Source organism: Leucobacter ruminantium (genome assembly GCF_017565705.1).
In the GTDB taxonomy this organism is placed as follows: Bacteria; Actinomycetota; Actinomycetes; order Actinomycetales; family Microbacteriaceae; genus Leucobacter; species Leucobacter ruminantium.
Window position 1 is genome coordinate 61,545 of the sequence record NZ_JAGDYL010000009.1, and the last position, 23,804, is coordinate 85,348.

At 70.7% G+C, this 23,804-nt stretch carries 20 protein-coding genes and 1 tRNA gene; 14 read left to right on the forward strand and 7 right to left on the reverse strand.

Annotated elements, in window-relative coordinates:
* Nucleotides 1-137 precede the first annotated feature (137 nt).
* The 7 genes from J4H91_RS07235 to J4H91_RS07265 all read left to right on the forward strand — a co-directional run bounded on the left by J4H91_RS07235 (nt 138) and on the right by J4H91_RS07265 (nt 7,820).
* Complete coding sequence (locus J4H91_RS07235; protein WP_208045592.1) at nt 138-905, forward strand: SDR family oxidoreductase; 768 nt, start codon at nt 138-140, stop codon at nt 903-905.
* 9 nt (nt 906-914) lie between these two features.
* The gene (locus tag J4H91_RS07240; RefSeq protein ID WP_208045593.1) at nt 915-1,646 is read left to right on the forward strand and encodes an SDR family oxidoreductase; all 732 of its coding nucleotides are present in this window, start codon (nt 915-917) and stop codon (nt 1,644-1,646) included.
* An 11-nt stretch (nt 1,647-1,657) separates the two neighbouring features.
* On the forward strand, nt 1,658-2,356 hold the full coding sequence (locus J4H91_RS07245; protein WP_341783470.1) for a nucleoside/nucleotide kinase family protein: 699 nt from the start codon (nt 1,658-1,660) through the stop codon (nt 2,354-2,356).
* Complete coding sequence (locus J4H91_RS07250) at nt 2,353-3,183, forward strand: class II fructose-bisphosphate aldolase (protein WP_208045595.1); 831 nt, start codon at nt 2,353-2,355, stop codon at nt 3,181-3,183. Before J4H91_RS07245 ends, J4H91_RS07250 begins: the two co-directional genes overlap by 4 nt.
* On the forward strand, nt 3,180-4,226 hold the full coding sequence (locus J4H91_RS07255) for a PfkB family carbohydrate kinase (protein WP_208045596.1): 1,047 nt from the start codon (nt 3,180-3,182) through the stop codon (nt 4,224-4,226). The genes J4H91_RS07250 and J4H91_RS07255 overlap by 4 nt, the downstream gene beginning before the upstream one ends.
* Nucleotides 4,223-7,090, forward strand: a complete 2,868-nt coding sequence (locus J4H91_RS07260) for an FAD-binding and (Fe-S)-binding domain-containing protein (RefSeq protein ID WP_208045597.1) — start codon at nt 4,223-4,225, stop codon at nt 7,088-7,090. Before J4H91_RS07255 ends, J4H91_RS07260 begins: the two co-directional genes overlap by 4 nt.
* A 61-nt stretch (nt 7,091-7,151) precedes the next feature.
* Nucleotides 7,152-7,820 carry a TrmH family RNA methyltransferase gene (locus tag J4H91_RS07265; protein ID WP_208045598.1) on the forward strand — a complete coding sequence of 223 codons (669 nt, stop codon included), beginning with the start codon at nt 7,152-7,154 and terminating at the stop codon, nt 7,818-7,820.
* A 25-nt stretch (nt 7,821-7,845) separates the two neighbouring features.
* Here J4H91_RS07265 and J4H91_RS07270 read toward each other — a convergent pair whose 3' ends face one another.
* Together J4H91_RS07270 and J4H91_RS07275 are read right to left on the reverse strand one after the other, a co-directional pair.
* Nucleotides 7,846-9,117 (reverse strand): AI-2E family transporter, encoded by a 1,272-nt coding sequence (locus tag J4H91_RS07270; RefSeq protein ID WP_208045599.1) that lies wholly within the window; start codon nt 9,115-9,117, stop codon nt 7,846-7,848.
* 28 nt (nt 9,118-9,145) lie between these two features.
* Nucleotides 9,146-9,700: a methylated-DNA--[protein]-cysteine S-methyltransferase gene (locus J4H91_RS07275; RefSeq protein ID WP_208045600.1), complete on the reverse strand. Its 555-nt coding sequence runs from the start codon at nt 9,698-9,700 to the stop codon at nt 9,146-9,148.
* 199 nt (nt 9,701-9,899) lie between these two features.
* Here J4H91_RS07275 and J4H91_RS07280 point away from each other — a divergent pair, with 199 nt between their 5' ends.
* Entirely contained in the window at nt 9,900-10,538 is a 639-nt protein-coding gene (locus J4H91_RS07280) for a hypothetical protein (protein ID WP_208045601.1), read from the forward strand.
* A gap of 340 nt (nt 10,539-10,878) precedes the next feature.
* Here the strand turns inward: J4H91_RS07280 and J4H91_RS07285 are convergent.
* Together J4H91_RS07285 and J4H91_RS07290 are read right to left on the reverse strand one after the other, a co-directional pair.
* Nucleotides 10,879-10,952 (reverse strand) — tRNA-Gly (locus tag J4H91_RS07285).
* A 112-nt stretch (nt 10,953-11,064) separates the two neighbouring features.
* A complete protein-coding gene (locus J4H91_RS07290; protein WP_208045602.1) occupies nt 11,065-12,351 on the reverse strand; it encodes a serine hydrolase in 1,287 nt (428 codons plus the stop codon).
* Nucleotides 12,352-12,499: 148 nt separating this feature from the next.
* On the opposite strand from J4H91_RS07290, the gene J4H91_RS07295 reads away from it, so the two are divergent.
* Complete coding sequence (locus J4H91_RS07295; protein WP_208045642.1) at nt 12,500-13,579, forward strand: biliverdin-producing heme oxygenase; 1,080 nt, start codon at nt 12,500-12,502, stop codon at nt 13,577-13,579.
* A 22-nt stretch (nt 13,580-13,601) separates the two neighbouring features.
* Here J4H91_RS07295 and J4H91_RS07300 read toward each other — a convergent pair whose 3' ends face one another.
* The 3 genes from J4H91_RS07300 to J4H91_RS07310 all read right to left on the reverse strand — a co-directional run bounded on the left by J4H91_RS07300 (nt 13,602) and on the right by J4H91_RS07310 (nt 17,490).
* Entirely contained in the window at nt 13,602-14,903 is a 1,302-nt protein-coding gene (locus J4H91_RS07300) for an AAA family ATPase (RefSeq protein WP_208045603.1), read from the reverse strand.
* Between the two features lie 90 nt (nt 14,904-14,993).
* Complete coding sequence (locus tag J4H91_RS07305) at nt 14,994-16,175, reverse strand: hypothetical protein (RefSeq protein ID WP_208045604.1); 1,182 nt, start codon at nt 16,173-16,175, stop codon at nt 14,994-14,996.
* Nucleotides 16,168-17,490, reverse strand: a complete 1,323-nt coding sequence (locus tag J4H91_RS07310) for an MFS transporter (protein ID WP_208045605.1) — start codon at nt 17,488-17,490, stop codon at nt 16,168-16,170. Before J4H91_RS07310 ends, J4H91_RS07305 begins: the two co-directional genes overlap by 8 nt.
* Before the next feature lie 198 nt (nt 17,491-17,688).
* Between J4H91_RS07310 and J4H91_RS07315 the strand changes: the two genes are divergently transcribed.
* From J4H91_RS07315 to J4H91_RS07335, 5 genes are read left to right on the forward strand one after another with little or no spacing between them, the layout of a single operon-like run.
* Nucleotides 17,689-18,699, forward strand: coding sequence for an SIS domain-containing protein (locus tag J4H91_RS07315; protein WP_208045606.1), 1,011 nt, complete (start codon nt 17,689-17,691; stop codon nt 18,697-18,699).
* On the forward strand, nt 18,699-19,562 hold the full coding sequence (locus J4H91_RS07320; protein WP_208045607.1) for a PfkB family carbohydrate kinase: 864 nt from the start codon (nt 18,699-18,701) through the stop codon (nt 19,560-19,562). The genes J4H91_RS07315 and J4H91_RS07320 overlap by 1 nt, the downstream gene beginning before the upstream one ends.
* Nucleotides 19,559-21,106 (forward strand): Na+/H+ antiporter NhaC family protein, encoded by a 1,548-nt coding sequence (locus tag J4H91_RS07325; RefSeq protein ID WP_208045608.1) that lies wholly within the window; start codon nt 19,559-19,561, stop codon nt 21,104-21,106. The genes J4H91_RS07320 and J4H91_RS07325 overlap by 4 nt, the downstream gene beginning before the upstream one ends.
* A gap of 56 nt (nt 21,107-21,162) precedes the next feature.
* A complete protein-coding gene (locus tag J4H91_RS07330) occupies nt 21,163-22,671 on the forward strand; it encodes an amidohydrolase family protein (protein ID WP_208045609.1) in 1,509 nt (502 codons plus the stop codon).
* Between the two features lie 26 nt (nt 22,672-22,697).
* A complete protein-coding gene (locus tag J4H91_RS07335) occupies nt 22,698-23,801 on the forward strand; it encodes a substrate-binding domain-containing protein (protein WP_208045610.1) in 1,104 nt (367 codons plus the stop codon).
* The last annotated feature ends 3 nt before the right edge of the window (nt 23,802-23,804 follow it).

A 23,804-nucleotide genomic window follows, 5' to 3' on the forward strand; every position in this document is an offset into this window, starting at 1 on the left:
GTCCCCGCCACTTCCGCCGGTTGAGCGAGCGCCAGCGAGTCGAAACCGAGGAACCGCTCCCGGGTTTCGACTCGCTCCGCTCGCTCAACCGGCGAAGGGAGCCCCACCTCCCCACGACACACGTAAAGGAAGCAACAGTGAAGTTCGATGATCTGAACGGCAGGGTCGCCGTCGTCACCGGCGGCGCTCGCGGCATCGGCTACTCGCTCGCCGAAGCGCTCGCCTCGCAGGGCTGCGCCGTCGGCCTGCTCGACCGGCTGCCCGACGTGGAGACGTCGGCCGAGCGCCTCGCCGCCGACCACGGCGTCCCGGCCGCTCACGCGGTCGTCGACGTCACCGACCCGGGGTCGGTGAGCGCGGCCTTCGCGAGCGTGGGCGAGGCGATCGGCACCCCCGACATCCTCGTGACCGCCGCCGGCATCACGATCTGGGGTGACGCCGAGCACGTCGACCGCGAGACCTGGGGCCGCGTCATCGACGTCAATCTGAGCGGCACCTTCTACAGCACGCAGGCGTTCGCGAGGCCGCTGCTCGAACAGGGGCGACAGGGATCCGCGATCCTCATCTCGTCGATGTCGGGTCGCGTCGTCAACGTGCCGCAGCACCAGGCCTCCTACAACGCCTCGAAGGCCGCGGTCGACCAGCTCGCGAAGTCGCTCGCGGTGGAGTGGGCGCCGAGCCTGCGCGTCAACGCGATCGCGCCCGGCTACATCCTCTCCGACATGACCAGGCAGTTCACCGAGCAGGAGCCGGAGCTCGCCGCGCAGTGGGTCGACGCGATCCCCGCGGGCCGCATGGGCGATCCCGAGGATCTGCACGGCGTCGTGCTGCTGCTCGCGTCCGACGCCTCCCGTTACCTGACCGGCCAGACCGTCGTGGTCGACGGCGGATACACCGCCATCTGAGGAGGGACCATGACCGTCTCGCTCGCAGGCAGGACCGCTGTGCTCACGGGAGCCAGCTCCGGTATCGGCCTCGCCATCGCCGAAGCGCTCATCGCGGAGGGCTGCAACGTCGTGGCCGTCGCGCGCTCGGCGGACCGGCTCGCCGCACTCGAGGCGCGCGCGCCCGATCGGGTGCTCGCGTTCGCCGCCGATGTCGGCACCGTCGCCTCGGCCGAGGCCGCGGTGCGGGCGGCCGTCGACCGTTTCGGCAGCATCGACATCGTGCTGCCCAACGCCGGCGTGTATCTCGGCGGCGATCTCGTCGACGCCGACCCCGAGGACATCGCCCGGCTCATCGACACCAACGTCACCGGGGTGATGACCCTCATGCGGGCCGCTCTGCCGCACCTCGTGGCGCAGGGATCGGGCGATGTGATCGTGACGAGCTCGGTATCGGGTCATCAGGACATCCACTGGGAGCCCGTCTACTCGGCTTCGAAGCACGCCGTGCTCTCGTTCGTGCACACGGTGCGGAGGCAGACGGTGGAGACCGGCGTGCGCATCGGAGCGATCGCCCCGGGTATCGTGCTCAACCCGCTCTGGGGCTTCACGCACGGTTCGCCCGAGGAGGCGCGCGAGATCGAGCAGCGCTCGGGCATCCGCTCCTCCGACGTCGCCGATGCGGTCGTCTTCATGCTGACGCGGCCACCGCACGTCGCGATCCGCGACCTCGTGATCCTGCCGACCGGGCAGCCGATCTGATGGGCGCAGGGGTGCGAACCGTCTCGGGGCTCGACGAGCTCGTAGCCCGCGCCCGTGCTCTCGCGGAGCGAGGCGCGCGCACCGTCCTCGGTATCGCGGGAGCACCGGGCGCGGGGAAGAGCGTGCTCTCCGACGCGCTCCTCGACGCGCTCGGCGAGCGGGCCGTGCTGCTCGGCATGGACGCCTTCCACCTCGCCGACGCCGAGCTCGCCCGTCTGGGGCGGGCCGACCGCAAGGGCGCACCCGACACCTTCGACGTCGACGGCTACGTGTCGACTCTGAGGCGCGTTCGCGCGGCCGACCGGCCCGTCTACGCCCCCGTCTTCGACCGATCCCTGGAGGCCGCGATCGCGGGCTCCGTGCGCATCGACCCCTCGGTGCCGCTCGTCATCACCGAGGGCAACTACCTGCTGCTCGACCGCGACGGGTGGGAGCGGGTGCGGCCCGAGCTCGACGAGACGTGGTTCGTGCAGCCCGACGAGGAGCAACGGCGGGCGTGGCTCATCGCACGGCATGAGCGGTACGGGAGGGATCCCGAGGCGGCCCGCGCCTGGGCGCTCGGCACGGACGAGCGCAACGCCGAGACGGTGCGCGCCACCGCATCGCGCGCCGACCTGGTGTTCCGCGCGGCCGGAGCCGGCGGCGGTGCCGCTCGGGCGGCCGAGGCGGCCCGAAGCGGTGCGGCGCGAGAGCAGGAGGCGACGGTATGACACTGACGACGATGAGCGAGGCGATCGGACGCGTGCGCGCCGTCGGCGCCTTCAACCTCGTGCAGCTCGAGATGGCCGAGGCCATCGTGGCGGGCGCCGAGCAGGCGGGGTGCCCGGCGATCCTGCAGATCTCGCAGAACGCCGTCCGCTTCCACGGTGCGCTCACCCCGCTGGCACTGGCCGCGCTCGCCGTCGCCGAGCGGGCGGCGGTGCCGATCGTGGTGCATCTCGACCACGCGACCGATGAGGCGCTCATCGACGAGGCGATCGCGCTCGGCGTGCCGTCCGTGATGTACGACGGCGCCCACCTTCCCGACGAGGAGAACGTGGCGCGCACCGCGGCCGTCGCCGTCCGCGCCCATGAGGCGGGCGTGTGGGTGGAGGCGGAGCTCGGCGAGGTCGGGGGCAAGGACGGCGCGCATGCGCCAGGCGTGCGCACGGACCCGGAGGAGGCCGCCCGTTTCGTCGCGGCGACGGGGGTGGACGCGCTCGCCGTCGCCGTGGGCAGCTCGCACGCCATGCGTACCCGCGAGGCCGCGCTCGACGAGGGACTGATCCGCCGCATCGCGGAGAGCGCACCGGTGCCGCTCGTGCTGCACGGGTCGAGCGGTGTGCCCGACGCCGGTCTCGACGGCGCCGTGCTGGCGGGGATGCGCAAGATCAACATCGGCACGCACATCGGAGCCGTCTTCACCCGGACCATGCGCGAGCGGTTGATCGCCGACCCGGAGCTCGTCGACCCGCGCAAGTGCGTCGCACCGGCCCGCGAGGCCACGGCCGACGAGGTGAGTCGTCTGCTGCGCCTGATCTCGCTGGGGGAGCGGTGAGCGCCGCGCGTCCGGTCGTCACGCTGACGCCGGCCGGTGCCGTGGACGCCACCTACCGGCTCGGCGGCGAGCTCGTGCGCGGGGCCTTCGCCCGCGCCGAATCGTACGAGCGCGAGCTCAGCGGCAAGGGCGTCAACGTGACCGTCGCACTGCTGCGTGCGGGCATCCCGTCGTCGGCCGTCGTGGTGATGGGCGAGGAGGACCTGCCGCTGGCCGAGGTCTTCGCGGCCGACACGCTGCGCCCCGTGCTGCGCCCGGGCGCCACCCGCGTGAACACTTCGATCATCGATTCAGGCGGCGCGACCACCAAGGTGAACGCCTCGGCCGGCCGGCTCTCACCCGACGCCTGGGCCGCGGCGCAGGACGCGGCCATCGATGAGATCGGCAGGCGGGGGGCCGGGTGGCTCGTCGTCTCGGGCGCGCTACCGCCGCTCGACGGCGAGTGCGCCGGCAGCGGCGACGGCACCGGCGTTGGAGACGGCCACCTCGATCTCGGCCCGCTCACCATTCGCGCCCGCGAACTCGGCGCGCGGGTCGCGCTCGACACGAGCGGAGCCGCGCTGCGCCGCGCCGCTCATGAGCCGTTCGGCGCGGCGCTGCTCGCCCCCAACGCCGAGGAGCTCGCGGAGCTGGCGGGGCGCGGCATCGCCTCCGTCGGCGACGCGCTCGCAGCGGCGAGAGAACTGCTCGAACGCGGCGCAGCCGCGGGCCTCGAGGCCGTCTACGTCAGCCTCGGAGCCGACGGCTCGCTGCTCGTCTCGGGCGCGGGCGCCGTGCTCGCCCGCGCCCGCGCGGCCAGGGTCGCGAATACGGCGGGCGCCGGCGACGCCTCGCTCGCGGGCCTCCTCGCCGGACCGGTGACGGACGACCTCGGATCCCTCGCGGCGGCGGCGGCGAGGGCCGCCTCCTTCGGCGCCCACGCCGTCGCGCAGACATCGACCCTGCTCCCCGGACTCGAGGGGGCGCCCGAGGCCGAGGTGCTGATCGACCCCGACCCAGGCATCCCTCTCACCGAAGCCGCCGGGACCGTCGGGGCGTCATGAGCGCCGAGCTGCCGCGGACCGTGCGGGCGGCGGTCGCCGATCCCTCGCGGATCCGCACCCGCGCCATCGACCGCGCCGCAGCCGCGGTCGACGCCTCCCACTACCTCCTCACCCCGTCCGCCGTCATCGTCGCGTCCGACGCGCGCGAGGTGGGCGCGCTCATGCGCGCGGCGACGGAGGCGCGCACGCCGATCACGTTCCGCTCCGGCGGCACGAGTCTCTCTGGGCAGGCGTCCGGCGACGGCCTGCTCGTCGACGTGCGCCGCGGCTTCCGAAGCATCGAGGTGCTCGACGACGGCGCCCGCGTGCGCGTGCAGCCAGGGCTCACGGTGCGTCAGGTCAACGCCCGCCTCGCCCGCCACGGTACACGCCTCGGTCCCGACCCGGCGAGCGAGGCGGCCTGCACCATCGGCGGCGTCATCGCGAACAACTCGAGCGGTATGGCGTGCGGCACCGTCGAGAACACCTACCGCACCCTCGAATCGATGACCTTCGTGCTGCCGAGCGGCACCTCGATCGACACCGCGAGCCCCGACGCCGACGCCGAGCTCGCCGCCCGCGAGCCGCGGCTCGTCGACGCCCTCATGCGCCTGCGCGCCCGGGTGGTGTCGAACCCCGAGAGCGTGCGGACCATCGAGCAGCGCTTCGCGATGAAGAACACGATGGGCTACGGCCTCAACTCCTTCCTCGACTACGACACCCCCGCGCAGCTGCTCGCCCACCTGCTCATCGGCTCGGAGGGCACGCTCGGCTTCGTCGCCGAGGCCGTGCTCCGCACGGTACGGGTGCGGCCGCGGGTCGCCACGGCGGTCGCCGTCTTCCCGACCCTGAACGCCGCGACCCGCGCCCTCCCCGCCCTCGTCGAGACCGGGGCGGCCACCCTCGAGCTCATGGACTCGACGTCCATCCGCGTCGGCCGCGGGCTGGCCACCGTGCCCGACGCCATCACCGGCTTCGAACTGCGCGATCACACGGCGCTGCTCATCGAGTACGGCGCCGACGACGATGCGCGGCTGCGGCGGCTCGTCGCGGGAGGCGAGTCGGCCCTCGGCGACGAGGAGCTGTGCGGCGCCGCCCGGTTCTCGAGCGATGCAGCGCCCCGCTCCGTCGCGTGGGCGCTGCGCAAGGGTCTCTACGCCTCGGTCGCCGGGGCGAGGCCCGCAGGCACGACGGCACTGCTCGAAGACGTCGTCGTGCCGGTGGACCGCCTCGCCGACACCTGCGCCGGGCTGCAGGCGCTCTTCGCGCGGCACGACTACCGCGACAGCGTCGTCTTCGGGCACGCCAAGGACGGCAATCTGCACTTCATGCTCACCGACCGCTTCGGCGAGAGCGGGGGCCTCGCGCGCCTCGACCGCTTCACCGAGGACATGGTCGACCTCGTGCTCGACGCGGGCGGCAACCTGAAGGCCGAGCACGGCACGGGCCGCGCGATGGCACCCTACGTGCGCAGGCAGTACGGTGACGAGCTCACAGAGGTGATGCGCGAACTCAAGCGCATCGTCGACCCGGCGGGCGTCATGAACCCGGGGGTGCTGGTCGAGGAGGGCGAGGGATCCGCCGCGGCGTCGCACGAGCAGTTCAAGCTGCCCGTGACCATCGAGTCGGAGGCCGATCGCTGCGTCGAGTGCGGCTACTGCGAGCCCGTGTGCCCGAGCGCCGACCTCACACTCACGCCCAGGCAGCGCATCGCCGTGCGCAGAGCCGAGGAGACGGCGCTCGCCGCCGGGGAAGAGCGGCTCGCGGCCGAGCTGCGCCGCGACTACGACTACTCCGGCCTGCAGACCTGCGCCGCGGACGGCATGTGCCGCACCGTCTGCCCCGTCGGCATCGACACCGGGCAGCTCGTGAAGCGCCTGCGCGGGGAGCAGTACGGTGCCGGCTCCGAGGCCGCCTGGGCGGGCGCGGCCCGGGGCTGGGGAGCCGCAACGCGCGTCGGATCCCTCTCGCTCTCCGCCGCGCACGCCGTGCCGCCCGCGCTGCCGCGCGCTGCGACCCGCGCCGCCCGCGCCGTCGCGGGCGACGATGCCGTGCCGCTCTACGACGGGAGCCTGCCTCCGGGCGGGCCCGCCCGCGCACCGCTGACCGGAGTCGTGGGTACGGGTGAGGGAGCGCCCTCACTGGTGTTCCTGCCGGCGTGCGTCGGCAGCATGTTCGGGCCGGAGCGGGCGGAGGATGGCCTCGGGCGTGGTGCCGGGCGCGGTGCCGGGGTCGCGGGGAGCGCCGAGTCCGGCATCGGTGCGACGGCCGCCTTCGTGCGGCTGCTCGAACGCGCGGGAATCCGGGCGATCGTGCCCGAGGGGATCGAGTCGCTGTGCTGCGGAACTCCGTGGTCGTCGAAGGGCCACGCCCGGGGGCACCGCGTCATGTCCGAGCGCGTCGCCGCGGCGGTGCGCGCGGCGGACCCCGAGGGATCCCTGCCCGTCGTGAGCGACGCCTCCAGCTGCACCGAGGGCTTCGAGAAGCTCCTCGCGGGGCTGCGCGTGGAGGACGCGGTCGCGTTCACCGCGCGCGAGATCCTGCCGCGACTCTCGGTCTCCCCGAGCTTCGGCGTGCTCGCGGTGCACCCCACATGCTCGTCGCGTCAGCTCGGCATCGACGACGCCCTGCTCGCGATCGCGCGCGCCGTCGCCGACGAGGCACGGGTGCCGGATGACTGGCGCTGCTGCGCCTTCGCCGGTGACCGGGGCATGCTGCACCCCGAACTCACGGCGTCGGCGACCGGGTCCGAGGCGGCCGAGGTGCGGGAGTGGGGCGCCGACGCGCACGCCTCGTGCAACCGCACGTGCGAGATCGGCATGACCCGCGCCGTGGGGCGCCCCTACACGCACGTGCTCGAACTGCTGGAGCGCGCGAGCCGCTGACGGCGGGGCGGCACCCAGTCACCCGACTACGCGATCCCTCGCCCGATGGGAGAATGGGGCGGTGAACGAGACGCCCGAGACCCACGCCGCACACCCCGAGCGCACGACGGCGGGCGTCGGCCCCTGGCCGGGCGGCCGCGAGGCGTGGCCGACCGGTGAGGACGCCGAGCGCTACGACCCCGAACTGCTCGAGCACGGCGACACCCGCAACGTGATCGACCGCTACCGCTACTGGCGCATGGAAGCGATCGTCGCAGACCTCGACGAGAAGCGGCACCCGTTCCACGTGGCCATCGAGAACTGGCAGCACGACATGAACATCGGCTCGATCGTGCGCAGCGCCAACGCCTTCGCCGCCGACACGGTGCACATCGTCGGCCGCCGCCGCTGGAACAAGCGCGGCGCCATGGTCACCGACCGCTACCAGCACGTCGAGCATCGGGAGAACATCTCGGCGCTCGCCGAGTGGGCGAGGGATCGGGGCATCCCCATCATCGCGATCGACAACGTGCCCGGCTGCGTGCCGATGGAGACCTTCGACTGGCCCGAGCGCTGCGTGATGCTCTTCGGTCAGGAGGGTCCGGGGCTGACGGCCGAGGCGATCGCGGAGGCCGAGGCGGTGGTCGAGATCACGCAGTACGGCTCGACGCGATCCATCAACGCCTCGGCCGCCGCCGCGGTCGCGATGTACAGCTGGGTGCAGCAGCACAGCGCGCTGCGACCCAGGTAGTCCCGGGCCGAGCCGTCGGCACGGCTCAGCGGGCCGGGTTCGCCGACCCCTCGCCCGGGACGGCGGCGATCGAGGATCCCTCGCCGTCCTCGCCCGAGGATCCCTCGCTGCGCTCGCTGGTCGATCCCTCGCCCGCCGTAGTGTCGCCCGACAACCACCGCAGCCATCGCATGCGCGGATCGCCCTCGAGCACGAGCGCGCGGACCAGCAGCGTCAGCGGGATCGACAGGATCGCGCCGAGCGGGCCGATCACGAAGGTCCAGAACAGCACCGAGAAGAAGCTCAGGGTGAGGCTGAGGTTGACGGCGTCGCTCACGAACTTCGGCTGCACGAGCACCTGCAGCACAACGTTGACGACGCAGTACACGGCCGCAACGGCGAGCATGAGCGGCACGCCTCCGACGACGAGCGCCAGCAGCATCGGCGGCACGAGCCCCAGCACGAAGCCGATGTTGGGCACGAAGTTCGTGACGAACGCGAGGATCGCCCACACGACGGGAGCGGGCACGCCCATCGCCCAGAGCGCGAGTCCGTCGATGATCGCGACGATGAGCCCGAACGCGGCGTTGACCACGTAGTAGCGCCGCACCCCGCTGTTGAACGCGGCGAAGCGCGCCATCGCGGGCCTCGCCGAGGGGCCGAAGTCGCGCGTCGCGCGGCCGTACCGGGCGCCGTCGGCGGCCATGAACAGCACGTAGGCGAAGATGAAGAAGAGCGCAGTCAGCACCCCGAGCACGCTCGAGCCGAGCGAAGTGGCGAAGCCCACGACCGTCGAGGGTGTGAGCACGGATCCTACGGCGGACGACAGCTGCGAGTCGAGGCCGAGCGACGCGAGCAGCGCGATCGCCTGGTCGAGCGTGCTGCGCAGCTCGCCGTGGTAGTCGAGCACGAGCTCGGTGAACTCCGCCGCGGCGTATGCGAGCATGAGCGCCATGATGAGCAGCACCGCGTAGGCGACGACGATCACCGCGGTGGTCGCGAGCCAGCGGGGCCAGCCGCGACGCTCGAGCGGGTGCCGCACGGGGTGGCAGATGATCACGATGACCGCGGCGACGGCGAGCGGCCCGATGAGCTCGCGGCCGAGCGACATGCCCACGAGCGCGATGACCGCGGCGGCCAGGCCCAGCAGCACTCGCAGGGCCGATGTCGGGCTCTGCGCGGGTACGGGATCGGTTGTTGGCGCGGCTGCGGGCGCGGCCGCCGTTGCGGGCGCGGCCGCCGTTGCGGGCGCGGCCGCGGTTGCGCGCGCGGGTTGCCCCGGTGTGGGCGCGGCGGGTTCGGGTTGGGACGCGCTCATCGTCTCACTGTATCCGAGCGGCGGCCCCTCAGAAGAGGCGTCCGGCGTCTTCGGCGGGTGGTTCTTCGAGGGCGAGCAGGGCGCGCTTCCGGTCGAGCCCTCCGGCGTAACCGGTGAGGGATCCATCAGCTCCGAGCACGCGGTGGCACGGGATGATGATGCTCACCGGGTTGTGCCCGACGGCCTGGCCGACGCGCTGGGCCAGGCCGCGCCCGCCGACGCGCTGCGCGATGGCGCCGTAGGTGGTGGTCTCGCCGGAAGGGATCTCGCAGAGGATCTCCCACACGCGCTGCGAGAAGGCGTCGCCCTGCGGGGCGAGCGGGATGTCGAAGCGCGTGCGCTCGCCGGCGAGGTACTCGCGGAGCTGCCGGGCCGCTGCGCCGAGCACGGGGTCGGCGGTTGCGGGTTCGGCTCCGGTCGTAGTCGCATCGCCGCCCAGCTCGGCGCCGATGTCCTCGCCGATGCCGTCTGCCGCCGGCGGATACTTGTGGTTCTCGAAGTAGAGACCCGTCAGGGCGTCGCCTTCTGCGACGATGAGGAGCTCGCCGAGCGCGCTCCTGAATCGGCCGTGCCGCACAGTCATGGTCTCATTCTCCCCGATCCCCGGCGGTTCGTCTCCTCGGGACTGGGCCCGGGGGTCGGCCCCGGGGCCGAGTCCGGGCCCGAGCCCGGGCTCCGGGGCCGACGCCGAACGCCTGCGAATCGGGGGCGCTTGCGGTCGCTATTCGGCGCTGAATCGACCGTTGGTGCCCACGATTTCGGGGGCGGTGGATAATGGGCGGGTGATCTTCAAGCGGAGGAAGGAGACCGTGCAGCCGGTCGGGCTCTCGTTCAGGAGTTCCTCGCTGACCGCGGTGAACCTCGACCCGGGCGACTGCAGGTGGATCGACGTGCTCCGCTATTCGATCGCACGCGGGGGAGACGATCGCGAGATCCTCCGCGCACTCATCGCAACCCCCGGATACGCTCACTCCTATGCCCGGCCGCGCCTGAACCCGACCCGCGAGGAGAGCGAGGACATCCACGGCCCGTACCGGCGCACCCACATCCGCGAATCCCACTACCGGCGCATCGACAGCGCCGCCGCGCGTGAAGAGCTTCACGATTGGATCTTCGACCCCGACGCACTGAGTCCCGCCGACGCGCCGCCTACGCCCACTCCGGATAATCGGGTGCTCGCGGAGATGATCGCGACGTCGCAGCCGATCACCACGGATGACGTCGTACATCTCAGCCCCGACGTCCCGCCGATCCTCGAGTGGATACTCGACGACTCCCGCCGCCTGTACCGCTTGGATGATCTGCGCGAGATCGCCGAGCACGACTGGGGATGGGTCGTCGGGGCTCTCGGATACATCGAGATCGCCTCCATCTCGGCTGACGGGAGCGAGGTCGCGCTGCTCGTGGCCAGCGACGACTGACGGCTGGTGTCGCCCCGCCTGCTCCTTCCCGCGCGTACTCGCGCGCAATGTTGCAGTAGTGGGGGTCGGCAGCGCGTTCTCACCCCATCTACTGCGTTATTGCGGCAGAGAGAAGGGACACCGGGAGCGTAGGAAAGCGGTAAGCCCTGCGGTGCACGGGGCGGGGAACTGAAGGGGTCGACGGGAATCGAACCCCGGCCGCGCGCTGGGAGCGAAGCGGAGCTTCGCGCGCGCACGCCGCCGGTGCCGCTTGCGGCACCGGTTCCGGGTTCAGGATGAGCCCGGAGGCCCGACGGGTTGCTGGAAGCGGGAGAGCCCTGCGGTGCACAGGATGGGGAAGTGGAGGGGCCGACGGGAATCGAACCCGCGTTCTCAGCTTGGGAAGCTGATGTCTTACCATTAGACGACGGCCCCGAAGAGGGCGCTGTCGAGGCGTCGCCTCGACTCGTCTACCCTAGCAGAACCGCGGGGTGCGACTTGGCACACCGCACCGCTACCGAGTGCGAGCCGGCGCGGCGCCGAACGCTTACCCCTCGGGCGCCTCCTCGGCGGGAGCCGGCTGGCAGACGGCGGCACCCGCGAGCGCGGTGGCCTGGTCCTCTGCGCTCCACGGCACCTCGACGCCGCCGCCCGATCCGCCCGAGATGGCTGCGATCTGCAGCGCGAGCGCACGTGCGAAGCCGGCACCGGCGGTCGAGTTGTTCAGCGTCACGACCACGGTGTATCCCGAGGTGGGGTCGTGGTAGGCGGCGGTGATGGTGCCGGTGATGGCGCCGCTGCGACCGTAGAGCGGCCCCATCTTCTCCATGCCGAAGCTCCACTGCGGATCCGACGCGTCGACCTCGGTGGTCGGGTTGCCCTCGGCGTCGCGCTCGGGGTTCTTCGTCGGGTTCGCCTCGGTGACGAGCTTCTTGCCTGCCTTGCCGCCGAAGCCGCCGTCGAGGTAGTGCTCGTAGAAGTTCTTGAGATCGGTCACCGTGGTCACCGTGGCGCCGGCCCCGGCGAGCATGGTCGGTGAGACCTCTTCCAGCTCGGTCGGACCGGCGTCGCAGACCGCCTGGCCGCCGGCCACCGGATAGGCGAGTGCCTTCATCGTGGTGCCCGAGACCGTGTTGCTGTTCTGCGGCGGGTAGTAGCTGGAGCTCATGCCCGCTCGGTCGTAGACGCGGTCGGAGAGCAGCGCGGGCAGCTCTTCCGCGCTCTTCACGCGCAGCGCGCGGCCGAGCAGCACGGCGTTCGTGTCGGACTGGTGGAAGTCGAGGCCGGGCCATGACAGCGGTGAGTGCGCGAGCCCCTCGGCGATGAGCTCCTGCTCGGGCCAGGGGCGCGTGGGGTTGTCGACGAAGATCTGGCTGTACGCGCCCTTGTAATCGGCCAGCCCGGAGCGCATGTCGCAGAGCTGCTGGTAGGTGATGTCCTCGAGCCCGCTCTGCCGCGGCAGATCCTTCTTGACCTTGTCGTCGAGCTTCACCTCGCCCGACTCGACGAAGTCGAGCAGCAGTGCGCAGATGACCGGCTGGGTGGCCTGCGCGCCGCGGAAACGGGTGCCGCCGTCGACCCCGTCCTCGCCGTAGCCGCGCACGTATTCGCCGTTCTCGCCCCAGACGCCGACGATGGCCTCCGATGAACCGCTCAGCTGCATCGCCGACTCGACCGCGGCGTCGATGCTGCCCGAGAATCCCTCGTCGACGGTGTTCACGTCTCCCGATGGGGCGAACACGTCACCGCCGGTGCAGGCGGTCAATCCGAGCGCGGCGACGGCGAGGGTGCCGATGGCCGCGAGACGGGCGCGATGTGCGAGCCTCGGTATCACTGAACCGCCAATCTCCGCAGGGTCAAAACATGCTGAGTCTACTGCGTCGTTCTGGGATATTCGCCGAGGAGTCCCGGAGCAGCCCGAACACAGCCGGAACGCGGCCGGTAGAGCGCGGTAAGGCTATCCTTACTAGACTGGAACGGTGATGAACTTTGGTGCGGACGTGGTCGCCGGCGTGACCGGGCATATGAACGGCGATCATTCGGAGGACAATCTCCTGATCGCACGCGCTTTCGGGTACCCGGGCGCGATGTCGAGCGAGATGATCGGCGTGAACGGCGAGGCCGGTGTCTGGCGCGTCTCGGACGATGCCGGCGAGCACGAGCTCTCGGTCCCGTGGCCCGGCGGCTCGATCTCCGAGCGCCCCCAGATCAGGCGAGAGGTCGTCGCCCTCTACCGTGCGGCGTGCGAGCGCCTGGGCGTCGAGCCGCGTCAGGAGCACGGCTCGGCCCCGGCGGTGCACGCCCATGGAGAGGTCGCCCACGGAGAGGCAGCGCACAGTGAGGCAGGGCCCCGTGCCGGTCACGGCCGCCACGCGGCGGGCGACGAGGGATCAGCGCCGTCCGATGGCTCCGGCCAGAAGCCGTTCTCGCGCGTGCTCCGCGAGGGATCCTGGTCGGATCACTCCGACAGCGAGGGCGCGACGTTCATGGAGGACATCATGCGCGGCCGCGGATCCCTCGCGGACTACGTCGACCTCGTCGCCCAGCACTACTTCATGTACGAGGCGCTCGAGGAGGCCGCTGCGAAGGTCGCCGACGACCCGGCGTTCACGGGCTTCCACTCGGAGGCGCTCGTGCGCCTGCCGGCGCTCGAAGCCGACCTCGCCCACCTCATCGGCCCCGACTGGCGCGAGCGCATCTCGGCCGTGCCCGCGACCGAGGCCTACGCCGCCCGCATGCGCGAGGTCGGCGACGAGGGGTGGGTCGCCGGCGTCGTCGCGCACCACTACACGCGCTACCTCGGCGACCTGTCCGGCGGCCAGTTCATCGCGAAGCGCGTGGCGCGCCAGCACGAGCTGCAGCACGAGGGCATCGCCTTCTACGACTTCTCGGAGCTGGGATCCCTCACCGAGTTCAAGGACGGCTACCGCGCCGAGCTCGACCGCCTCGGCGCCTCGCTGAGCGCCGAGGAGCAGGCGCGCATGCTCGACGAGGTGCGCGCGGCCTACGCCTTCAACACCGCCGTCTTCGTCGACCTCGGTCGGGCCAAGGCGAACGCGTAGAGCGGAGTCGGTCGGCCGCCGCTCAGCCCGCGGGCCGCTCCTTCGCGCTGCGCTCGCGGATGAAGCGCACCACGTTCGGGTCGACGATCACATCGCGGGGCTGCAGCGGGCGCTTCAGGTAGAGACCGTCGAGGGATCGCACGCGGCTCAGGGCGACGTACGTCTGCCCGGCCGAGAAGGCGCGCGGCCCGAGGTCGATGGCCGCCGCATCGTAGGTGTGCCCCTGCGATTTGTGGATGGTCACGGCCCAGGCGAGGCGCAGCGGGAACTGCTCGAACTCGGCCACGACCTCCTTCTCGAGCTTCTTGGTCTCGGGGTCGTAGCGGTAGCGGAAGCGCTCCCAGGTGGTCGGCTCCACCTCGAACTCCTCGGGGTCGTCGCCAGGCCGGTCGACCTCGACCCACACCGTGCCGTCGATGCGCGAGACCGTGCCGATCGTGCCGTTCACCCAGCGGCCGTCGGGGTCGTTGCGCAGGAACATCACCTGCGCCCCAGGCTTCAGCTCGAGGATCTCGTCGGCCGGGTAGCTGTTCTCGCGGAACTCGCCGTTGATCTCGGCCACCGCCTTGAGCGCAGAGCCGCCGATCTCGGCGAGCCGCTCGGAGTTGATGCGGTTCACGGTCGCGTTGGTCGTCGCGAGCGTGATGACGTCGCGCGGTGCGGGGCGGGCTCCCGCACCGTTGAGCTCCTCCGCCTGATCCTCCGTGACGACGCCGAACCGCACGGCGCCGAGGATCTGCTTGAAGCGGTCGTCGCGCTGCCGGTGCACCTCGGTCAGCTCGATCACCGAGAGCGGTGTCGTCTGCCACACCCTCGCATCGAAGAACCACAGGGACCGGTAGGTGTCGGCGAAGTAGGCCCGCTCGTGCGGGTCGCGCGGCGGCACCGGAGGCAGCTGGAAGGGATCGCCGAACATGATGATCTGCGCGCCCCCGAAGGGATCGTGCTTCTTGCCGCGCGCGAGGCGCAGCGAGCGGTCGATCGCGTCCATGAGGTCGGCCGACACCATCGAGATCTCGTCGATCACGAGGGTGTCGATCGAGGCGAGCATCTTCTTGAGCTCGGACGGCTGGTCGAGGTCGTGGTCGGCGATGATGCCTGTGGGCAGGCGCAGCAGCGAGTGGATGGTCTGCCCGCCGACATTGAGCGCCGCGACACCGGTCGGCGCGCAGACCGCGATGATCTTCGAGGTGTTCCAGGCGAGGTGGTTCAGGATCGTCGACTTGCCCGTGCCCGCGCGGCCCGTCACGAAGATGTGCTCGCGCGTGTGCTCGATGCGCTCGTAGACGGCGAGCTGCTCGGCGGAGAGATCGGGGCGGGGCACCCGTCAAGGGTACCGCCAGGGCGGGTGTGGCGGTGCCCGACGGTTTCGACTCCCTCCTTCGTCAGTCGCTCAACCAGCGGGGGTGGGGGGTCAGGCAGCGGGCAGCAGCACCGTCGTCGTGCCGGCCTGCTGCAGCACGATGAATCCAGCTTGCACGCGCACATCCGTCGACTCCGGGGTCGTCCAGCGCAGCACCTCCTCGCCCGCGTCGTCGATCATCACGAGGCTGTCGGTCTCGTCGTCGGGGAACAGCAGCAGCGATCCGTCAGCGCTCACGGCCTGCACATCCAATATGGAACTCGGCAGCTCCTCGATCGGGCCGCGCTGCGTGGCGTAGTCCTCGTAGCCGGTGTCGAAGAGAGCCGGCCTGCCGTCGAGCCCCACGGCGGTGACCTTGTCGGCGGCGGCGAAATCTTCGACGCTGAAGGTGACGCCGTTCCGCGGCTTCGGGACGAAGCCGTAGACCGAGTGCTCCTTCGTGCGGGCGACCTCCTGGCCGTCGAGATCGAAGTACGCGTACTCGGGATCCGACTGGTTGATCTGCAGCACGTAGCCGTCGCTCGCCCACTGCACCTCGTGAGCCTCGATGCCCGTGAGCTTGTGGCGCCGCTCGCCGGTGCGCCCGTCGATCACCTCGATGCGGTCCTCGAGTCCGTACTCCACGCCGATCATCCCGTCGGCGAGCGGGGTCACGTCGCCGTTCACGACGCCCCGCTCCCACAAGACACCCGATGCCCCGATGCCGACGAGAACCCCGCCCGTGGCTTCGATGACGCGGATGCCGTCGAATTCGGACACGATGCGACCGCCGAGCGGCGAGGCCTCCAACTCGAATCGCTGCACCGTCTCGCCGGTCTCCGGGTCGGCGAACGACCACGTGCCGCCGAGCGGGTCGCCGGGCAAGAGGAGCAGGGATCCCTCGCCGCTCACCGACCCCGCCGCGCAGCCGACGTCTTCGAGCTCCCACACCACGTCGCCGCTGCGCAGATCTCGGGCCTGCACCCGCGTCGTGCGGTCGGGTTTGACCTGCTGCTCTACCGCGAGCGTGCCCGCGATGCCGCAGAAATCGTTCGAGGTGGCGTAGAGCTGCACGGATCCCTCGCCGTATGCATCGTCGAACCAGCGGCCCTCGTCGCCCGTCGGGTGCAGCACGAGGCCGCCCGACCCCGGCTCGGATTCCGTCGTGTCGGAAGGGGAGCAGCCGGCCAGCCCCGCGGTCAGCGCGAATGCCGCGACCGCGAGGGCGGCTGCGGCCCTGCCGCCGCTACGCACCGCTCGTCCGTTCCGCCCGCACCGGCAGCAGGAGCAGCAGCCCGATGAGCAGCACGAGTGCGATTCCGAGGATGCCGTAGATCGTGGAGCCGCCCAGCGCCACCGCGGCGGTGAACGCCGCGGGCGCGAGGAACGACACCGCGCGCCCGGTCGTCGCGTAGAGGCCGAAGATCTCGCCCTCGCGGCCGGGCGGGATGAGCCGTGCGAGGAACGAGCGCGACGCCGACTGCACCGGCCCCACGAAGACCGAGAGGGTGAGGCCGAACGTCCAGAACACCCAAGCGCCCAGCGGGTTGAGCAGGAAGATGAGCATGCCGCACACCACCATCAACAGGATGGAGAAGATCATCACGGTCTTCGCGCCGATGCGGTCCTCGAGATAGCCGAGCACGATGGTCGCGAGGCCGGCGACCACGTTCGCGGCGATCGCGAAGACGATGACCGTGGTGCTCTCGAAGCCGAAACCGAGGGCCGCGATGACGCCGGCGAAGGTGAAGACCCCGGCGAGGCCGTCGCGGAACACCGCGCTCGCGAAGAGGAAGAAGAGCGTCTGCCTCGCGTTGCGCCACAGGTCGGCGACCGTGCGGAAGAGATCCCGGTAGGCGGTGAGAAGGCCGCGGGCGGTGCCCGGCGCCTCCGGATCTGCGGGGATCTCGGGGACGGCGAAGAAGACGGGGATCGCGAACACCGCGAACCAGAGCGCGGCGACGACCATCGCAACACGCACGTTCCAGCCGCCCTCGCTGGTCACGCCGAACCAGCCGACCTCGGGGAAGATGAACCCGACGAGCAGCAGCGCGAGCAGCACGATCCCGCCGAGATAGCCCATGCCCCAGCCGAAGCCCGAGATCCTGCCGACGTTGCCGTTGTTCGCGATCTGGCCGAGCATCGCGTTGTAGCTGACGCTCGCGAACTCGAAGGCGACGTTGCCGATCGCGAGCAGCACGAGGCCGAGGGTGAGGTAGCGCTGGTCGGGGGCGACCAGCACGAGCAGGGCCGTGCTGGCGACCGTGACGGCGGTGTTGATGCCGAGCCACGTCTTGCGACGGCCCGCCGCGTCGGAGAGGCGCCCGATCACGGGGGCGACGAGCGCGACGATCACGCCGGCGACGAGCAGTGCCGAGCCGAGCTTGGACGACACCTCGGCCTCGGGGCCGAAGGGCGCGCTCGTGAGGTAGACGGTGAAGACGAAGGTGGTGACGACCGCCTGGAACGAGGCGGAGCCCCAATCCCAGAGCGACCAGGCCAGGACCCGGCCGCGATGCGTGCGCTCGGTGTGATGTGCCGCCTCGGCAACCGGACGTGGTTCGCTCATAGGGTCAGAGTAGTCGAGGGGTACGACACTCGGGGCCGCGGTGGGGAGATTGATGCGCAGCGGCCCCGTCTTGTGCCGGAGAGCATGGCGTGCCATGATTGGTACCGATCCCAATTTGGTACCGGTACCAGACTGGTTCGACCATTGTGAACAGGCAGCGTCGCCACCCGAGAGGTGCGGCGCGATGAAAGGAGCAGCATGCTCGGGTTCGATGCAGACCTCTATCAGCGCGTAATCGGAGGGGCCGGCGCGCTGCGCTCCCAGATCGACGCGATCGTCGACGAGGTCGCCGCAACGGGATACGACTCGATCTTCCTCATCGGCTCGGGCGGCTCATACGCCGCGATGTGGCCGTACGAGCACCTCATGACCCGGCTCTCCACCGTGCCGGTGCGATCGGCCATCGCCGCTGAGCTGGTGCTCACCGGTGATCCGCGTCTCACCGAGCGCTCCATCGCGATCTTCTCCTCGCTGTCGGGCACCACGAAGGAGACGGTGGCCGCCCTGGAGTACTGCCGTGAGCGCGGGGTCACGACCATCGCCCTCACCGGGTACGCCGACTCGCCGATCGCCGTTGCGGATCACGTGCTGGTCAACTGGGCGGACGACGAGACGGCGAGCGAGTCGGTCGACATCCAGCTGCTGCTGCTCACCACCGCCCTGCTACACCGCCGCGGCGAGTTCGACGACTACGAGCGACTCGCGAATGAGCTCGCCGATCTCACATCGGTGCTCACCCGGGTGCAGGAGCAGGCGGACCCGATCGCCGAGGCGTTCGCGAAGAAGCACGTCGAGACCGACTACCACTTCCTCGTCGGGACGGGCATGCTCTGGGGCTTCACCTACAACTACTCCATGTGCATTCTCGAGGAGATGCAGTGGCTGCGCACCACGCGCGTGCACGGTGCGGAGTTCTTCCACGGCTCGCTCGAGCTGATCGACCGCGACACGAGCCTGCTGCTCTTCGTGGGCGAGGACGAGACCCGACCGCTGATGGATCGGGTGCTCCGCTTCGCCGAGACCTACAACGATGACACCACCGTCGTAGACACCGCCGACTACCCTCTCGACGGCATCTCCCCGGAGTTCCGCGAGTTCGTCGGGCCGATCGTCGTCGACGCCATCACGATCCGGTTCAGCAAGCATCTCGAGGCCGCGCGCAGGCACGACCTCACCACCCGTCGCTACTACCGCAAGGTCGAGTACTGATGCCCGCTCTCCGAGTGGCGGGCTTCGGCGATAACGTAGTCGATCGCTTCCTGGACCGGGGCGTGCTCTACCCCGGAGGCAACTGCGTGAACTTCGCCGTCTTCGCCAGGCGCCTCGGAGCCGAATCCGCCTACCTCGGCGTCTTCGGCTCCGATGAGGCCGCGGCGCATGTCCGCTCGGCGCTGGCAGGGCTCGGCGTCTCGACCGAGCGCTGCGTCGAGCGCGAGGGAGAGACCGGGTGGTGCGACGTCCGCGTCGTCGACGGCGATCGCGTCTTCGGAGAGTGGGCCGGCGGTGTCGTCCTCGACGCTCCCTTCGAGCCCGACGACGCCGATCTCGACTATCTCTCGGCGTTCGACCTCGTGCATCTCGGGCCCTACGCGGCTCTCGAGGGATCCCTGCCGCGTCTGCGCGAGCGCTGCGCTCTGATCTCGTTCGACCTCTCGGACGATCCGGAGCAGCGCGAACCGGCGTACCTGGATGCGGTGGCGCCTCACGTCGATCTCGCGATCCTCTCGGCGGCCGACCTCGAATGGGATGAGGCGGAGGATCTCGCGCGGGCGATCCACGCTCGCGGTGCCGGGCTCTGCCTCGTGACTCGGGGCATGGAGGGGTCGATGCTCTTCGACGGCGATCGCGCGCATCGCGCGGATGCCGTCGGTGTCGACGCCCTCGACACGATGGGGGCGGGCGACGCCTTCATCACAGCGTTCGTGCTCGCGCTGCTGGAGCGCGGGTGGACGCGAGGGCGCGTGCCATCTGCGGAGACCGTCCGCGAGGCGCTCACGCGTGCGGCGGCGTTCGCCGCCGATCAGTGCTCCATCGAGGGAGCATTCGGATATGCAAAGGAACTCGTGCAATGACGCAACACTCCGAAGCTCCCGCCAAGGGGGCCGAGACCACCGACGATCGCACCGCAGCGGTCGCCGATACGACCGGGGCCGAGACCGTCGCGGGAGAGCCGGGAGGACGCTTCTCACCCGGGCAGCGCGCCATCGCCGGTTACACGGGCCTGCTCGTGCTCTTCCTCGTGAGTCTGCTGGCTCCTTCCGGGGAAGGCGCCGCGTACGGGTGGTGGAGCCTGCTCCCCGCAGTGACGCTCTTCGGCTTCATCCTCACTACCCACCGCGTGCTCGAGGGGTTCCTCTGGAGCGGCGCTCTCGCCACGTTGATGGTCTACCGCGGATCCTTTGCGACGGCCTGGATGGATGCCCTCTACGGGCAGCTCACCGATCCGGACAATATCTCGCTGCTCGTGCTGCTTACGGCGATCGGCGGTCTGATCGGCGTCTTCGAGCAGATGGGTCTGGCGGCCTCGTTCGCGCAGGCGGCCTCCAAGCTCGCCCGGGGGCCGCGCGCTGCCGGGCTCATCACCGCGATCTCCTCGATCCTGCTGAGTAACGACAGCTACCTCTCGGCATCGGGCGTCGGCGTCAGCATGTCGCCGTTGAACCAGCGCTACGGTCTGCCGCGTACGTTCACCGCGTCGATCCTCCGCTCGACCGGGGAGACGGCGACGACGCTGAACCCGATCGGCTCCACCTCGGCGCTGGTCGCGGGTCTCATGGTGGCTGCCGGCTACGGCGCAAGCGAGATGAGCGTCTACTTCGAATTCTTCCCCTTCCTCTTCTACTCGATGGCCGCGGTCGTCATCGGCGTGCTCCTGGGCGCGCGCATCATTCCCGTTTTCGGACCGATGCGGAGAGACTTCGAAGCCGAGCGAGCCATCCGCGCCGAGCGCGGTGCGGAGACCGTCTCGACCGACTCCGCCGAGACCGGCAAGCTCCCTCACTTCCTGAACTTCCTCGTGCCGGTCGCCGTGGTGATTCTTGCGACGCTGCTCCTCGGACAGATCCAGCTCGGGTTCATCCTGGCCATCGCGGTCACCGGTGTGCTGCTCGTGGCGCAGCGATTCACCACGATCGCCGGCTACGTCGACTCCGTGGTCGACGGCATGAAGGACATCTTCTCGCTCGTCATCCTGATGGCGCTCGCCTTCGTGCTCGTGCACGGGATATCCATGCTCGGCTTCACCGAGTTCGTCGTGGACAACGTCTCGGGCGTCATCGCGCCGCAGTGGCTGCCGCTCATCATCTTCGTGGTTTTCGGTGCGACCGAGATGCTGGTGACGCTGAACTGGTCGCTGTACATCCTGCTCACGCCGGTGCTGGTGCAGCTGTCGACGCAGATCGGGGCGAGCACTCCCGCGACCGTGGCCGCGCTGCTCTCGGCGGGTACCTTCGGCGTCTCCGCCGCGATCTCCTCCGACGTCGGTCTGCTCACGGCGAGCGCGACGCGGGTGCCGCTGTACCGCCACTGGATCACGAATCTGCCTTACCAGCTGATCGCCGCGGTCCTCGCGATCGTCTGTTTCGCGGTCGTCGGTCTCCTCGGCGTCGGAGTGTGAGCGGGGTGTCTCGGACCGCAGGGGGCGCGGACACACGGGGCGCGTTCGCTGATCGGGTGATCGTCGGCGAACGCATCCACCCCGTCGCGGCCGCGCCGGGTCGCGGCTTCGTCGCGACGGTCGGCGGTCGCATCGTCGCGGTCGATACCGAGGGCGGGTCCCCATCCGATCTCATCGGACCGCGCACGGAGGTCGTGGACGCGGGAGTCGGTACGGTCGTGCCCGGCCTGCACGACAACCACACGTTCTTCACCTCGCAGCTGCTGGAGCACGGAGGCCTCGACGCCGCGGCGCTCGGCGAGGACGAGCTCGAGGCAGCCGGGCGGGCGGCGCGAGACGCGGGGGAGCCGCTCTTCCTGCGAGGGGTCGACCCCGAGCGCGCGCCTCGACTGATCGAGCGGCTCGAAGTCGCCGCGCCCGGCGTGGACGCGATCGTGCTGGCGCGCGGGCGGACCGCGCTCGAGTGCTCGCCTGCGGCGGCTCGACGGCTCGGCGCGCCGGATCCCTCATCGAACGAGGCGCTGCATGGGGTCTACGCGCAGCTCGCCGCTCAGCCCGCGACCGTGCGCGCGGCCTTCGCGGCGGCGTCGGCCGCGATGCATCGCGGCGGCGTGACCTCGGTGAAGGACATCGCGTTCGACGCTCACCTCGGGATGCTCGCCGAGGTCGACCGCATGCTGGGCGAGGGATCCCTGGCGGTGCGCTACGCTTTCGCCTCCCAGCCGGTGGCGGCACCGGCCGATCTGCGCGCTGCTGAGGAGTGGCGCGCAGAGGGCCGCACGGGGATCGGACGATGCGACCCGGCAAGATTCCACGGCTTCAAACTGATGTCCGATGGATCCTTCGACGAGGGGACCGCCGACCTGCTGCCTCCGGACGATGAGTGGCGTCGCAGGCAACGGCCCGACGTCGACTACGCCGCTCTGCGCGCAGAGGCCGCGCGCGTACTCGACGCGGACTTCGCGCTCGCGCTCAACGCGGACGGCGACGGAGCAGTGAGGGCCTGCGTCGAGATCTTCGCAGGCCGGGAACGCATCCCCGCGGGCTCGTCCATCTCCGATGTCAGCATGGTCGCGAACGCCGAGGCCGAGGCGATCGCCGAACTCGGTCTCGCGGTAGAGACGTACCCGCAGATGCTGCGCTTCGAAGGCTACAGCGGTGCATTCCTCGACGGCCTGCTCGGACCGCGTGCTCCTCACCTGTGCAATCTGGCCGAAATGCTGCATCGCGGCGTCACCGTGAGCGCGGGCACCGACTTCCCGCTGTTCGCTCCTTCCCTGCCCGAGGCGATGCTCTCGGCATCGGAGCGGATCCTCGGTGCGGGCGTGCCGATCGAGCGGTGGCGGCCCGAACGCGCCGTGAGCAGGGCCGCGGTCCTCGAGATGTGGACGGCTGCCGGTGCCGTCGCAATGGGTGCGGTCGAGCGGTGGGGCGTTCTCGTCCCCGGTGCGGCGGCGGACGTCGCCGTGTTCGACCGCGACCTCTTCGAAGCAGAGCCCGCGTCGCTCGCGGAGGCATCTGTCCGCCTCGTGATCGCGGGCGGTGCCGTGGTGTTCGCGAGCTGAGGCCTCGCGCCCGCTAGGTTTGAGACGTGACGAATGCGGAACCCATGAGGCCGACGCTCTCCGAGGTCGCGCGAGAGGCCGGGGTCGGCCGTTCCTCGGCGGCGCGGGTGCTCGGCAACTACGGCTCGGTGAGCGAACACACTCGCAGTCGTGTGCTGCTGGCAGCGAAGAGGCTCGGTTACGAGACCGACGAACTCGCGCGCAGCATGAGCAGGGGCGTCACGATGACGATCGGGGTCGTTCTCGCAGACATCGCCAACCCTTTCTTCGCGGCGGTGTCTCGGGGCATCGCCGATGAGGCGCGGCGCGCCGGCTACGGTGTGCTCCTCGTCAACTCCGACGAGAACGTCGAGCTGGAGGATGAGGCGGTGCGGCTGCTCGTCGGCAAACGCGTCGACGGAATCATCGTCGCACCGGCCGGGGGAGCGGATGCCTCGGCTGAGGCACTGCGCTGGGCCGCCGATCGCGGCACTCCCGTCGTCCAGGTCGACCGCACTCTGAACGACTTCGAGGCCGACGCCGTGGTGATGGACAATCGCGATGCCGGCCGTGCCGCGGCCGAGCGACTCATCGCAGCCGGGCATCGTCGCATCGCCCTCGCCTGGGGCCCGGCCAGACCGTCTCGTCGCAGGGTGACACCGGAGGCTCTGCTCCGCTGGGCACGCACCTCAGAGCTCTCGAGCGTAGGCGAGCGCTTCCTCGGCTACGCGGATGCGCTCGAAGCGGCCGGGATCCCTCTCGACCCGGGGCTGGTCATGACGGGCGAGCAGACGAGTGCCGGAGTGCGCGACTTCATGCGCTCGCTGCTCGCGACGGAGCCCCCCACCGCGGTCATCGCCACTGAGCTCGACGCGGTTGTCGCCGTGCTCGCCGAGGTGCGCGAGTCGGGCCTGCGGCTTCCCGAAGACCTCTCGCTCGTCGGGTTCGACGATTCGCCGTGGGCCGATGTCTACACGCCTCCGCTGACGATGCTGCGGCAACCGGCGCAGCTGCTCGGGCAGCGGGCGGCCGAGCGCCTGGTCGTCAGGATGACGGGGGACCGGGGCGTGCGGACGCTCGACCACCTGCCGGTGGAGTTGAACTGCTCGGGCGGGGAAGGATCAGTGGCTCCGCCCAGGGAAGACGCCTGAGTC